The organism is Pseudalgibacter alginicilyticus (assembly GCF_001310225.1).
Taxonomy (GTDB): Bacteria; Bacteroidota; Bacteroidia; order Flavobacteriales; family Flavobacteriaceae; genus Pseudalgibacter; species Pseudalgibacter alginicilyticus.
Genome location: NZ_CP012898.1, coordinates 2,689,578 through 2,702,258 on the forward strand (window position 1 = coordinate 2,689,578; position 12,681 = coordinate 2,702,258).

A 12,681-nucleotide genomic window follows, 5' to 3' on the forward strand; every position below is an offset into this window, starting at 1 on the left:
AAATTAAAAACACTTGGTAAAAATACATAATATAGAACTTCCTGATTTTCCATTACTTTTAGCTCCTATGGAAGATGTTAGCGATCCACCATTTCGTGCATTGTGCAAAGAACAAGGAGCCGATGTGGTTTATACTGAGTTTATTTCAAGTGAAGGTCTGATTCGCGATGCCGCTAAAAGTGTTATGAAATTGGATATTTATGAAAAAGAGCGTCCCGTTGGTATTCAGATTTTTGGAGCCAATTTGGATAGCATGTTGCAAACCATTGATATTGTTGCTGAATCTAAACCTGATATTATTGATATTAATTTTGGATGTCCTGTAAAAAAAGTAGTGAGTAAAGGAGCTGGTGCTGGCATTTTAAAAGATGTGTGTTTAATGGAGCAATTGACTGCTGAAATGGTTAAGCGAACCAATATCCCTATAACTGTAAAAACCCGTTTGGGTTGGGACCACGATTCTATTCGTATTGTTGAAGTTGCCGAGCGGTTGCAAGATGTAGGTTGTAAAGCCATTTCCATACATGGGCGTACTCGAGCGCAAATGTATAAAGGTGATGCTGATTGGAAGCCCATTGCTGAGGTAAAAAATAATCCACGTATGCATATTCCAGTATTTGGAAATGGTGATGTAGATACGCCTGAAAAAGCTATGGAAATGCGAGATAATTATGGTCTGGACGGCTGTATGATAGGGCGTGCTACCATTGGTAACCCTTGGTTTTTCAAGCAAGTAAAACATTTTTTTAATACAGGTGAACATTTAGTGCCTATTTCCATTGCAGAGCGTGTGGAAGCTGCCCGCCGTCATTTACAAATGGCCATTGATTGGAAAGGTGAAGTTTTAGGGGTTTTTGAAACCCGTAGGCATTACACCAATTATTTTAAAAACATTCCTCACTTTAAGGAATATAGGATGAAAATGGTGACAAGTGACCGACCAGAAGATGTGTTTGCAGCTTTTGATGAGGTGTTGAAAGTGTTTGGAGATTACCAGTTTATTGAGTAGTTTTTTGAATATTTTGGTAATTGGATTCTGCGCTAATAGTTTATCTTGAGTAGAAGGGCTATAATTTTTTAAAAGGACGCTGTTCATATTGCTTTTGTCCTTTTTGTTAAGTTTGTTAGAAACATCCAGAGTCATTTCAATCAATTAAGAAACCTAACAACACTTCCCCAATAATTTTAAAAACATCTAATATGTAAGGCTAAAACTTGCCAAAATTGCTTTATGATCCGTAGGCCAAATGGCAAATGGTTCTATAAATTCATCATTGGTTGTTTCTGTAATTCTTTTGTTTCTTACAATATCACCCTTTGGGCCAACAATTTTCACATCATTAAGTTTTAAACGGTCATCGGGATAGTAAAAAATAAAATCAATCCGATCTCTATCATCTGCATCTGGACTCCATGCTAGTTTTTCTATAGGAATATCCTTATTATTTGCAGGGTAAGTAAAACCAGGATGTGTTATTGGATTTGGATATTTTTCTCTGTATACATCTGTAAAACCAGCTTTTTGTAATTCAAAAGTATTTCGCCAATTTATTACCACCCCATGGTGGTCGTATCTATTTTTGTTTGCTTCTATCCAATCTAAATGTGAAGGTTCGTTGTTGTCGCCTCCATAAATTACAATTCTTCCTTGTTTTATTTCGTTTTTCGCATCTTTGATAAAAACATCTATGGCCTCGTCTCTTTTTGATACCAAGTTGACTTTTTGTATGGTATCAATATTAGTAATGGGGTTATCTAATTTTTTCCAAGTAGAGCCATCATAGCCCCGAGGTAAATACAATGCGCAATTTAAATAATCTAAATGACCACTATAAAAAGCTATTTCTTCTCCTAAAACATTTATGATAGCTTTAGTAATAGAACCATGGTCGTTAATAACTGGGTATAAGGCCGTTTGGGAAATTATAGGATATTTAGATAGTAGACCTGTATCCTGACTTTTTTGTGCGTAGTAAGTGTATCCTTTATCCTTTAAAGCTTCAATAATGTGTTCGTTAAAATTTATCTTATTGTAATTTCTAACTTCACTAAAAGCAATTAAATCAGATTTTGTTCTAATAATTTCATTAACAATTGCATCAAATCCTCCCTCAATAATAGTACCTTCTTGCCATATATTAAATTGAAGAACATGAATGGTTAATTCTGTTTTTTGGTTGCAATTAAAAAGAAAATAACTAATAATGATAAAAAGAATCGTGTATGAAAATTTCATAAAAAGAATTTGATAAAATTAATAATCTTCCACCAATGCTTTCGTAATTCGTGCTGTAGCTATTTTTGAAGCTATTATACCTAAAACAGAAATGGTTACAAATACAACAAAGAAATTTTCTGCATGAAGTGTTACCGGGTAAGGTAATGAAGGAGTAATATAAATTTTAAGAAAATTAGGCCCATGGAGTTGGTTCAATACAAATAAAACTCCTATTAATATTCCAATGATACCACCAACGACACTCATAATTGCCCCTTGGAAAAAGAAAATGTTACGGATATCTTTTATTGTAGCACCTATATTAAATAAGGTATTAAGCGTTTTCTTTTTATCTAAAATCATCATAATAATAGAACCGATTACGTTGAATAAGGCAATAATTAGTACTAATGTAAATATTAAATACACCGCTAAATTTTCGGTGTTTAACATTTTATAAAGTTTGTCGTTAAGTTGAATTCTGTTTTTTACAATCACATCATTTCCTAAAATAGCTTGAATGTTGTTCTTTACAGTGGTTTCATCTGCTCCTTTTTTAAGTTTAAATTCGATGGCTGAAATTTGATTGGGCTTATAATTTAAAAGGTGTTGAGCCAAATCAATTGGGGCATAGATATAATTGTCGTTTAAGGTTTCATTGATATCAAAAATACCAACATTAACTGTTTTTACGGTATTATAGATGTCCTTAATTGAAGAGAATTGTCCTTTTCCAGGTTTAGGAACATAAATATTGGCGGCTTTGGAAAAATCTAATACACCGTAAGATAAATTTCTTGAAATGCCCCAGCCAATAACAATTTGATTGGAACCTTGAGTAAACCATGAGCCTTGAACAATTACAGAATCCATTTGATTAACCTGATTAAAATGGGCATCTACCCCTTTTAATATGGCTAAATAATCTTTATTATCAGAAGTAATAAGTACCCGATCTTCAATGACTTTGGAAAATAGTGTAATATCACTTAAGGCATTTAATTTAGCAAGGTTGTCCTCGCTAATTATAAAAGATTTTCCAGTAATGGTTTCAGCTTTTAAATCTGGGTCTACAATATTAGAAAATTGAAGTGTAAAGTCTTTTAATCCAGCAAAACCAGCAAGAACAATAAATAGAGAAGCAGCACCAACTATTACACCAACTGCCGCTATAATGGTTATAAAATTTATGGCATTGTTGCTGCTTTTGGAGCGTAAATATCGTTTGGCTATGTATAGCGCAAAATTCACTTAAGATTTTTTACGTTTGTCTAATAAAGAAGGGTCTTGCAATGGGTTTTCTTTACCTTTTAAAGACTTGTCTATTTGGTCAATATACTCTAAAGAGTCGTCAATAAAAAATTCTAAACTTGGCATGCGTCGTAATTGCTGCTTGGTACGTTGTGCTATTTCATGTTTTATAAGTGGTGTGTTGGATTTAATACCCTTTAAAAGTTCTATACCCTTATTATTAGGAAAAATACTTAAATATACTTTAGCTACGGATAAATCTACCGTAACTTTTACTTTAGATACAGAAATTAATACGCCTCTCAAACCACCATCGGTTGCTGCTTTTTGAAGCACATCGGCCAAATCGTTTTGTAATACAGATGCTATTTTTTTTTGTCTTTGACTTTCCTCTACGTTACTCATGTTTTATACCTGTTAAAGGTTTAGTATGCAAAAATAGTTGTTATTCTATGAATATATTGATTTTTATGGTAGTTTTAAGTAAAATATGTGTTTAATTTCGATTTGTAATGTTATGAGATTTTGAATAAAATTGAAAGATTCCATTTTTTATAAGAAATGATATATGAAAAAGAGGAAATTGTTGTTATCATAGGTTATTAAAGGTTTTTTAACATAAAATAAACAAATGTTGTATTAATTGAATATTGTCATGAGATAAAGCATTATTTTTCTTGCTAACAAATAAAATAAATAGTAATATTGCACTCCAATTTTGAGTTTATAACTTGTTTTGAACAAATCAAAATAGCAGTAAAAATCAAAATGGTCCTATAGCTCAGTTGGTTAGAGCACCTGACTCATAATCAGGTGGTCCATGGTTCGAGTCCATGTGGGACCACAAGTAAATTAAAGCACTTACAAGTTTATTGTAGGTGCTTTTTTTAATAAAAAAGCAACGTTTTTTTACTGTTATCTCAATTATTTAAGGTTTTAAGAAATTTTTTAAACCACTTACCTGAAGCTTTGATGAATCGTTTTTGTGTTGAAAAATCAACATAAACTAATCCAAATCTGGGACGGTATCCTTCAGCCCATTCAAAATTATCAGTAAAAGTCCATGCAAAATAGCCTTCCACATTTAACCCATCTTGTTTTGCTTTGTAAACTTGTTGTAAATAGGTTTGAAAGTAATTAAGTCTATCAACATCATGAATTTCTCCATTTTGCAATATGTCATTAAAGGCTGCGCCATTTTCAGTGATGATAATTTTTTTAATGCTTTTATATTGGTTGAATTGCTTAATCATGTTATAAATACTGGGAGGGTAAACTTCCCAATCCATTAAGGTAGTTTTTACATTTCGATTGGAGGCCTTTACAATTTTTGAATAAATATAAGGTACATAGTAACTGTGTTTTATAACTTCACGTGTGTAGTTTTGAACACCTATAAAATCGAATTCAAATTTTGCATTTTCCATGTCATTTGGATGCACGTAAGTTTTAATTTGTTTTAAAACAGGTACTTTTTCTGTTGGATAACCTAAACCTAATACGGGTTCAATAAAAAGCCTATTGAGAAGTGCATCTGCTTTTTTGACAGCAAAAATATCCTTTTTTGTATTTCTGTAAGGTGTAACTTCAGAGCATGAAAATGTTGTGCCAATAACACTGTTTGGAATTAGATTTCGTAAAATACGTCCACCTAAAGCTTGGCATAAAACAGCATGATGTATTGCGGGTAAAAATTTTTTTAATCTTTTTTGTCCAGGAGCATGCACTCCTAAAAAGTAACCTGCTCCTGTAAATACCATAGGTTCGTTCAATACCATCCAATGTTTAACACGGTCGCCAAATTGTTTAGCGCAAAGGCTGGCATAGTTTTCAAACCATTCTAAAATATCTCTGTTAGTCCAGCCTCCTTTTTCTTCAAGGGCTTGTGGTAAATCCCAATGATATAAGGTTATCCATGGAGTAATGTTGCATTCTAAACAAAAATCAATAACTCGATTGTAAAAATTAATACCCTCTAAATTAATCTCTCCTTCGCCATTGGGAATAAGTCTTGACCAAGAAAGTGAAAACCTGAAATTGGGGATATTCATAGATTTCATAAGAAGAATATCTTCTTTGTATTTATGGTAAAAATCAACAGCAGTATTGGCATTTTCATTTTGTTGAATTGCACCTTTTTTTGTTGTAAAAACGTCCCAAATAGAAACTCCTTTTCCATCAATATTATGAGCGCCTTCAATTTGGTATGCAGCGGTTGATACTCCCCAAACAAAATTGTTACCGAAATCCCTAGCTTTTAATTTAAAAGTTGATTGTTTAGTTTTTTTCGTCATTTTAATTTATTAAGCAATGCACTCTTGGAGTAATTGGTTAATAATTTGCTCTGTCATGTCTGGATAATTTACTTCAATAATGGAGTCTGTTTCTGTCCATTCAATAAGTGTCTTAAGGTGTTTTTTCTTTAATGATTTTATAACCGGTACTCCCATTTGTTTAAGAGCAGCGGCATTACATTGTTGTTCGTACTGACCTTTCATAGGTATAACCATTAGTTTTTTCTTCATAAATAATGCTTCAGCTGGAGTTTCAAAACCAGCACCACACAAAATACCTTTGCTATTTGCCATGCTCTTTACAAAAGCTTCATTGTTTATGGGTTGAATAGTAATATTGTTATCTGTAATTATTTTTTTATTGTGCTTAGAAAACACTTCCCATTTAGTATTTTTTATTTTAGACAGTATTTTTAATATTTTATCATCCCCATAAGAAGGTAAATAAACTGTATAATAATCTAATGTATTACAAACTATATTTCGAATATCTTGCCTAATAACTGGTGTGAATATATGCTCTTGATATGCTTTAAAATGAAATCCGAATTGTTTGGTAGTTGGGGCGTATTTTTTTAAGATAAATTTCCCTAAACGATCTTTCTTGAATGGTTTAGGTGCATTTAAAGATAGTACGGCAGCTTGGTGACTTAAGCTTACACAGGGTTTGTTTTTCAGTTTACATGCCCATGCTGAAACAGGTTCAAAATCATTTATAATTAAGTCGTATTTTTCAATAGGAAGGCTGTTTATTTCTTTTTGAAGTCTATTGGTATTAGCTCTTAAATACGTTTTCCACATATTAACACCTCCTTGTTTTCCAAATATAAAACTCAGTCCTTTTAATTGATAGGTTATAGGGTAAGGGATATCAATATCCGCCTGAGTGCCACTAACAAGAATATCTAATTCTATTTGTTTTTTTTGAAGAATAGGAATAATGTCGCGTGCCCTGCTTAGGTGTCCATTTCCAGTACCTTGAATGGCGTATAAAACTTTCATAGATTTATGATAGAGTTTAAAATAATTAAAAATTATTTTTCGATAATGTTTTTTCCGAATTGAAATTCTTTTATTAAGTTTTGAAAAAGTGCTTTGCTTTCAAGGATTTGATCTTCTTCCAATTCTTCTTCAAAATTATTTTTTGAATTTTGATAAAAAGCAGGGTCTTCTTCAAAAGAATATAGTGCCCATTTGCTGTCATTGAATTCTAAAGCCGTTAAATTTTCAATCCAATCTCCAGAATTAAGATATATAACTGAACCGTTTTCTGATTTAATTTTTTTTATTTCTGGCTGATGAATATGTCCACAAATTACATAGTCATAATTGTTTTCTATGGCAATATCAGCAGCAATTTGTTCAAAATTATTGATAAATTTAACAGCGGATTTTACACTATTTTTGATTTTTTTAGACATGGATATGGGGGCTCCGCCAAATTTTATTGAAAAATAATTAATAGCACTATTTAATAGAATTAACGAATCATAACCAACTGCTCCTAACTTGGCAATCCATTTGGAATGTTGCATAGTAACATCAAACACATCTCCATGGAATATCCATGTTTTTTTACCGTGAATTTCTAAAAGTAATTTGTTTACTATTTTAAATGAACCAAGTTCAAAACCTACAAATTTTCTTAACATTTCATCATGGTTTCCTGTAATGTACTCTACAGTTATGCCATTGGCAATCCATTTCATGATAAGTTTTATAACTTTCATATGTGACTTTGGCCAGTAACGTTTATTGAATTGCCAAATATCTATAATATCACCATTTAAAATGACCCTTTTAGGATTAATAGATTTTAAGTATTTATGTAGCTCTTTTGCTCTACAACCATAGGTTCCTAAATGAACATCAGATATGACTACTATATCAACATCTCTTTTTGTCATAAGATTGGTAGTTTATACGTTGAATTTTGGAGAGGATAGGTAACTACGATACGTAAGTGAAAAAAAATTACTACCGCAACTGATAGAAAAATCTGAAATAATGTCATGTAGTTATATTACAATTAACAAAATTAGAGTGTTTTGTCAATACTATTGTAACCCTTGTTTTAACCTTTGGTTAAGGGAGTGTTATTTGTTAATTTTAGGATAACACTTTTCTTAAATAACAGTTAATGGTTGCTGTTTAATATTTATATCATTTATAATAAGAGAGATATTCTTTTATATTTGTTTTTTATAACATTTGAGTAATTTTTTATAAAAACATAATTTTTTTGAAATAATAGCGTTTTTATTGAGAATTGAAGCAAAATACACCTTGCATTTTGTCGATTCTTTTTGTTGTTTCGTGGGTGTTTTTTTTTGAAAAAAGAAATATTATTTTTGATGACTCACTATTTTTTATACATTTGTTTCCAAATGACAATACAAAATAAAAGAACTTTAGCCTCAATCTTATTTGTATTAATAAGTTTTGTATGTATGCACGCTCAATCAGGTAATGAGCCTCCAGTTCCATTACCACCAGGTCCACCGCCTCCAGGTGCTCCAATAGATGGAGGTGTGTTATTTTTAGCTTGCGCTGCGTTAATTTATGGTGCTAAAAAAATGATTAAAAAATAATTTTTTAGTTGTTTAAACTCATAAGTTTCGTTACGTATTTTCCTAAAACATCAAATTCTAAATTTACAACCGTTCCTTTTTTAAAGGAATTAAAGTTTGTATGCTTGTAAGTAAATGGTATAATGGCTACGCTAAAACTATCTTTTTGAGAATTAACAACCGTTAAACTAGTTCCATTAACGGTTATAGAACCTTTTTCAATAGTTATATTATTGAATTTGGAGTTGTAACTAAATGTAAAAACCCAACTTCCATTAGTTTCTTCTATATTGGTGCAAATAGCTGTTTGGTCTACATGGCCTTGTACAATATGGCCATCTAACCTATCACCAAGTTTCATCGCCCGTTCTAAGTTTACCTTATCATTTATACTAAGGTGTTGTAGATTTGTTTTTTCTAAGGTTTCTTTGATTGCTGTAACGGTGTATTCGTCATTATTTATAGCCACCACAGTTAAGCAAACGCCATTGTGAGCAACACTTTGGTCAACTTTTAGCTCTGGAGCTAACCTGCTTTTTATAGAGATATGTAGATTGTCTAGATCTTTTTTTAAATTGGAAATCACGCCCATATCTTCAATAATTCCTGTAAACATATTATTATCTGTTTATTTAGTTAAATTTGTAGCATCAAAATTACAAACAAAAGTTATCAATTTTAATGAAGAACGCAGAAAATATAGTAGTTGGAATATCAATAGGTGACTTAAACGGCATTGGCAGTGAAATTGTTTTAAAAACTTTTGAAGATTCAAGAATGCTTGAATTTTGTACACCTGTAGTTTTTGCTTCAGCAAAAACTATGACTTTTTTAAAAAATCATTTTAATTCTGATGTTAGTTTTAATGGTATTAATGATATTAAGCAATTAATTTATGGAAAAATAAACGTGTTTAATTGTTGGAACAATGTTGTAAATATTGATTTTGGTAAAGAAGACCTTAAAATAGGTGAATATGCTATAAAATCATTGGAAGCGGCTACCAGAGCATTAAAAAATAACGATATTGATGTGCTGGTAACGGCGCCCATTAACAAGCATAATATTCAGTCGGATACATTTAAGTTTCCTGGGCATACAGATTATTTGGCTAAGGAGTTAGGGGGAAATAGTTTAATGTTTATGATAACAAATACTTTAAGGGTTGGTTTACTAACAGATCATGTGCCTGTTAAAGATATTGCAAATCATATTACATCAGATTTAATTCAACAAAAAATAAATACAGTTTATGAATCACTTCAACAAGATTTTAATATTTCAAGACCAAAAATAGCCGTTTTAGGTATTAACCCTCATACTGGGGATAATGGAGTTATAGGTATTGAAGACGATACTGTTTTAAGACCAACCTTAGAAAAAATTAAAGCATCAGGAAAATTAGTCTTTGGTCCCTATGCAGCAGATAGTTTTTTTGGTTCAAACAATTATAAAAACTTTGATACCATTATTGCTTCCTACCATGATCAAGGATTAATTCCTTTTAAAACGTTGTCGTTTGGTCAAGGTGTAAACTATACTGCGGGTTTAAATAAGGTTAGAACATCTCCAGACCATGGCACTGCTTATGAAATTGCAGGCAAAGGAATAGCTGATGAAAACTCATTTAAAGAAGCTGTTTTTGCTGCTATAGAAATATATAAAAATCGTTCTGAGTATGAGGAGCTTACTTCTAATCCCTTAAAAAAGGCAGCCAAAAATGAGCGTCGTTAAAGGCTTGGTTTTTAAACGAATTCTTAAAAAAAGACCTGAAATAAAGATATAAACAAAAAAATGTTTATAAGTAATGTGTCGTAAATAAAAATTTATATATTTGCAGGCTCAAAATAGATGTGATAATGAAGCCATTAAAAGAGTTTACAATTCCATTTGTAGGGTTAAAAATAGCGAAACATCAATTTGAGTATAAGGTAAATAAAACGTTCTTTGAGTATTTTGAGTATGAAGATTTTAATGATGTAAACATTAAAGTTGATTTAGTTTTAGAAAAAAAATCAACTTTATTAGAATTACATTTTAAAATATCAGGTACTGTTAATGTTAATTGTGATGTAACTAATGAGCCATTTAATCAAAGTGTTGAAAATGAGTTTGATTTAGTGGTAAAGTTTGGGGAGGAATATAATGATGAATATATTGATATTCTTATTGTTCCACATGGTACGTATGAAATTAATGTACAACAGTATATATATGAATTAACGGTGCTTGGAGTACCAACAAAGCGCGTGCACCCGGGTGTAGAAGACGGCACATTAAAATCAGACATACTTGAAAAATTAGAAGAATTAAGCCCAAAGCTTAAAGAAAATAAAGAAAAAGAAGAGGATATTGATCCTCGTTGGAATACATTAAAGAAACTATTAACGGATAAATAAACGAAAAAATGGCACATCCTAAAAGAAAAATCTCGAAAACGAGAAGAGATAAAAGAAGAACACACTACAAAGCAACTGCGCCACAGATTGCAACTTGCTCTGCAACAGGGGAAGCTCACTTATATCATAGAGCACACTGGTACGAAGGTAAATTATATTACAGAGGTCAAGTTTTAATTGACAATTCAGAAGCTGTAGAAAACGTAGCATAACTATTATGCATGCATATATTAAAACGCTCCAATGTGAGCGTTTTTTTTATGATATGTTTTTTCTATAAGCCAAAAACAACTTAATTTGCATCATAATTAGATTAGAATTTAGTATTTTTCAACAAGTTTTGAATGTTTTTGTCGGATTTTATTGAATTTTGGTCAATTTAACTAAATAAGGTATGAGTAAAATATCAGCAGCAATTACAGCTGTAGGAGGCTATGTTCCTGAATATGTGTTAACCAACCAAATTCTTGAAACAATGGTTGACACAAATGATGAATGGATAACGACACGAACAGGGATTAAAGAGCGTAGAATTCTTAAAGATGACGGTAAAGGAACTTCATATTTAGCTATTAAAGCGGCTCAAGATCTTATAAATAAAAAGGGAATTAACCCAAAAGACATAGAGCTTGTTATTGTTGCTACGGCAACACCAGACATGAAAGCGGCTTCAACAGCCTCTTTTACGGCTACAGAAATAGGCGCTATTAATGCGTTTTCATTTGATATGGATGCTGCTTGCTCTAGTTTTTTATATGGAATGTCAGTTGCAGCAAGTTATATTGAATCAGGAAGGTATAAAAATGTGCTCTTAATTGGAGCGGATAAAATGTCTTCTATCATTAATTATAAAGATCGAGCTACTTGTATTATTTTTGGAGATGGAGCAGGTGCTGTATTATTTGAACCAAATCAAGAAAATTTAGGATTTCAAGATGAATATTTAAGAAGTGATGGTTCAGGGCGCGAATTTTTACAAGCCACCTATGGAGGTTCTACATACCCTATAAATGTACAAGCTGTAGAAGAAGGCAGGCAATTTGCTTTTCAAGAAGGTAGAACAGTTTTTAAAAATGCTGTATTTAATATGGCTGATGCTGCCTCAAAAATTTTAGAAAGAAATAAATTAACAAACCATGACGTTGATTGGTTGGTAGCACATCAAGCAAATAAGCGTATTATTGACGCTACTGCAAACCGAATAAATTTAGAAGAGGAAAAAGTGATGATTAATATAGAAAAGTACGGTAATACTACATCGGCAACTTTACCGTTACTTTTATTTGATTATGAATCACAACTTAAAAAAGGAGATAAATTAATATTTGCTGCTTTTGGCGGCGGATTTAACTGGGGGTCCATTTATTTAACATGGGCATATAATTCAAATAATTAACCAAAAAAATACTAAGCCAATTATGGATATCAAAGAGATTCAAAACTTAATTAAGTTTGTTGCAAAATCAGGGGCAAGCGAGGTTAAATTAGAAATGGATGATATAAAAATCACCATAAGAACAGGGTCAGAATCAGACACAACAGCCATTCATTACACACCTGTTGCACCGCAAATTCCTCAAGCAACAGCACATGTAGCACAAGAAATGCCAGTACAAAATGTAGAAGCGCCAGCACCAGCTGCTGCCAGTGGATCAGATGATAACTCAAAATACATTACTATAAAGTCGCCAATAATTGGTACATTTTACAGAAAACCAGCTCCAGACAAACCACTATTTGTTGAAGTGGGACAAACTATTTCTGAAGGCGATGTGCTTTGTGTAATTGAGGCTATGAAACTTTTCAATGAAATTGAATCTGAGGTTTCTGGAAAAATAGTTAAAGTATTAGTTGATGATTCTTCTCCTGTAGAGTTTGACCAACCATTGTTTTTAGTAGACCCATCATAACTTGAAGTTTAAAGTTTAATGTTTATAAAGTTTAGAGAC

Annotated in this window: 14 protein-coding genes and 1 tRNA gene; 8 read left to right on the forward strand and 7 right to left on the reverse strand. The window is 31.6% G+C overall.

Annotated features, from left to right (window positions below; all coding sequences use genetic code 11):
* The first annotated feature begins 13 nt into the window (after positions 1 to 13).
* The gene (gene dusB / locus APS56_RS11120) at positions 14 to 1,009 is read left to right on the forward strand and encodes a tRNA dihydrouridine synthase DusB (protein WP_054728103.1); all 996 of its coding nucleotides are present in this window, start codon (positions 14 to 16) and stop codon (positions 1,007 to 1,009) included.
* A gap of 186 nt (positions 1,010 to 1,195) precedes the next feature.
* On the opposite strand, the gene APS56_RS11125 is transcribed toward dusB, so the two are convergent.
* The 3 genes from APS56_RS11125 to rbfA are packed head-to-tail and all read right to left on the reverse strand — an operon-like array spanning position 1,196 to position 3,874.
* A complete protein-coding gene (locus tag APS56_RS11125) occupies positions 1,196 to 2,236 on the reverse strand; it encodes an endonuclease/exonuclease/phosphatase family protein (RefSeq protein WP_054728105.1) in 1,041 nt (346 codons plus the stop codon).
* 18 nt (positions 2,237 to 2,254) lie between these two features.
* Positions 2,255 to 3,469 (reverse strand): ABC transporter permease, encoded by a 1,215-nt coding sequence (locus tag APS56_RS11130; protein WP_054728107.1) that lies wholly within the window; start codon positions 3,467 to 3,469, stop codon positions 2,255 to 2,257.
* Entirely contained in the window at positions 3,470 to 3,874 is a 405-nt protein-coding gene (gene rbfA, locus APS56_RS11135; RefSeq protein WP_054728109.1) for a 30S ribosome-binding factor RbfA, read from the reverse strand.
* 365 nt (positions 3,875 to 4,239) lie between these two features.
* Between rbfA and APS56_RS11140 the strand changes: the two genes are divergently transcribed.
* Positions 4,240 to 4,313, forward strand: a tRNA-Ile gene (locus APS56_RS11140).
* Between the two features lie 76 nt (positions 4,314 to 4,389).
* Here APS56_RS11140 and APS56_RS11145 read toward each other — a convergent pair.
* From APS56_RS11145 to APS56_RS11155, 3 genes are read right to left on the reverse strand one after another with little or no spacing between them, the layout of a single operon-like run.
* The gene (locus APS56_RS11145) at positions 4,390 to 5,763 is read right to left on the reverse strand and encodes a GH1 family beta-glucosidase (RefSeq protein WP_054728111.1); all 1,374 of its coding nucleotides are present in this window, start codon (positions 5,761 to 5,763) and stop codon (positions 4,390 to 4,392) included.
* Between the two features lie 9 nt (positions 5,764 to 5,772).
* The gene (locus APS56_RS11150) at positions 5,773 to 6,765 is read right to left on the reverse strand and encodes a glycosyltransferase family protein (protein ID WP_054728113.1); all 993 of its coding nucleotides are present in this window, start codon (positions 6,763 to 6,765) and stop codon (positions 5,773 to 5,775) included.
* Positions 6,766 to 6,797: 32 nt separating this feature from the next.
* A complete protein-coding gene (locus APS56_RS11155; RefSeq protein WP_054728115.1) occupies positions 6,798 to 7,670 on the reverse strand; it encodes a UDP-2,3-diacylglucosamine diphosphatase in 873 nt (290 codons plus the stop codon).
* A 480-nt stretch (positions 7,671 to 8,150) separates the two neighbouring features.
* On the opposite strand from APS56_RS11155, the gene APS56_RS11160 reads away from it, so the two are divergent.
* Complete coding sequence (locus tag APS56_RS11160; RefSeq protein WP_054728118.1) at positions 8,151 to 8,354, forward strand: PID-CTERM protein-sorting domain-containing protein; 204 nt, start codon at positions 8,151 to 8,153, stop codon at positions 8,352 to 8,354.
* A gap of 4 nt (positions 8,355 to 8,358) precedes the next feature.
* Here APS56_RS11160 and APS56_RS11165 read toward each other — a convergent pair whose 3' ends face one another.
* On the reverse strand, positions 8,359 to 8,949 hold the full coding sequence (locus tag APS56_RS11165; protein ID WP_054728120.1) for a riboflavin synthase: 591 nt from the start codon (positions 8,947 to 8,949) through the stop codon (positions 8,359 to 8,361).
* A gap of 65 nt (positions 8,950 to 9,014) precedes the next feature.
* Here APS56_RS11165 and pdxA point away from each other — a divergent pair, with 65 nt between their 5' ends.
* The 5 genes from pdxA (at position 9,015) to accB (ending at position 12,642) form a co-directional block, all read left to right on the forward strand.
* Positions 9,015 to 10,067: a 4-hydroxythreonine-4-phosphate dehydrogenase PdxA gene (gene pdxA, locus APS56_RS11170; protein WP_054728122.1), complete on the forward strand. Its 1,053-nt coding sequence runs from the start codon at positions 9,015 to 9,017 to the stop codon at positions 10,065 to 10,067.
* 125 nt (positions 10,068 to 10,192) lie between these two features.
* The gene (locus tag APS56_RS11175) at positions 10,193 to 10,732 is read left to right on the forward strand and encodes a YceD family protein (RefSeq protein ID WP_054728124.1); all 540 of its coding nucleotides are present in this window, start codon (positions 10,193 to 10,195) and stop codon (positions 10,730 to 10,732) included.
* An 8-nt stretch (positions 10,733 to 10,740) separates the two neighbouring features.
* A complete protein-coding gene (gene rpmF, locus APS56_RS11180) occupies positions 10,741 to 10,944 on the forward strand; it encodes a 50S ribosomal protein L32 (RefSeq protein WP_054728125.1) in 204 nt (67 codons plus the stop codon).
* 182 nt (positions 10,945 to 11,126) lie between these two features.
* Entirely contained in the window at positions 11,127 to 12,128 is a 1,002-nt protein-coding gene (locus APS56_RS11185) for a beta-ketoacyl-ACP synthase III (RefSeq protein WP_054728127.1), read from the forward strand.
* Positions 12,129 to 12,150: 22 nt separating this feature from the next.
* Positions 12,151 to 12,642 carry an acetyl-CoA carboxylase biotin carboxyl carrier protein gene (gene accB, locus APS56_RS11190; protein ID WP_054728129.1) on the forward strand — a complete coding sequence of 164 codons (492 nt, stop codon included), beginning with the start codon at positions 12,151 to 12,153 and terminating at the stop codon, positions 12,640 to 12,642.
* Positions 12,643 to 12,681: the final 39 nt, after the last annotated feature.

What these genes read in the sequence shown, in the direction of transcription:
- APS56_RS11125 (WP_054728105.1), bottom strand. Translation starts at nt 2,236, where the DNA reads ATGAAATTTTCATACACGATTCTTTTTATCATTATTAGTTATTTTCTT.
- rbfA (WP_054728109.1), bottom strand. Translation starts at nt 3,874, where the DNA reads ATGAGTAACGTAGAGGAAAGTCAAAGACAAAAAAAAATAGCATCTGTA.
- APS56_RS11145 (WP_054728111.1), bottom strand. Translation starts at nt 5,763, where the DNA reads ATGACGAAAAAAACTAAACAATCAACTTTTAAATTAAAAGCTAGGGAT.
- APS56_RS11150 (WP_054728113.1), bottom strand. Translation starts at nt 6,765, where the DNA reads ATGAAAGTTTTATACGCCATTCAAGGTACTGGAAATGGACACCTAAGC.
- APS56_RS11155 (WP_054728115.1), bottom strand. Translation starts at nt 7,670, where the DNA reads ATGACAAAAAGAGATGTTGATATAGTAGTCATATCTGATGTTCATTTA.
- APS56_RS11160 (WP_054728118.1), top strand. Translation starts at nt 8,151, where the DNA reads ATGACAATACAAAATAAAAGAACTTTAGCCTCAATCTTATTTGTATTA.
- APS56_RS11165 (WP_054728120.1), bottom strand. Translation starts at nt 8,949, where the DNA reads ATGTTTACAGGAATTATTGAAGATATGGGCGTGATTTCCAATTTAAAA.
- pdxA (WP_054728122.1), top strand. Translation starts at nt 9,015, where the DNA reads ATGAAGAACGCAGAAAATATAGTAGTTGGAATATCAATAGGTGACTTA.
- APS56_RS11175 (WP_054728124.1), top strand. Translation starts at nt 10,193, where the DNA reads ATGAAGCCATTAAAAGAGTTTACAATTCCATTTGTAGGGTTAAAAATA.
- rpmF (WP_054728125.1), top strand. Translation starts at nt 10,741, where the DNA reads ATGGCACATCCTAAAAGAAAAATCTCGAAAACGAGAAGAGATAAAAGA.
- APS56_RS11185 (WP_054728127.1), top strand. Translation starts at nt 11,127, where the DNA reads ATGAGTAAAATATCAGCAGCAATTACAGCTGTAGGAGGCTATGTTCCT.
- accB (WP_054728129.1), top strand. Translation starts at nt 12,151, where the DNA reads ATGGATATCAAAGAGATTCAAAACTTAATTAAGTTTGTTGCAAAATCA.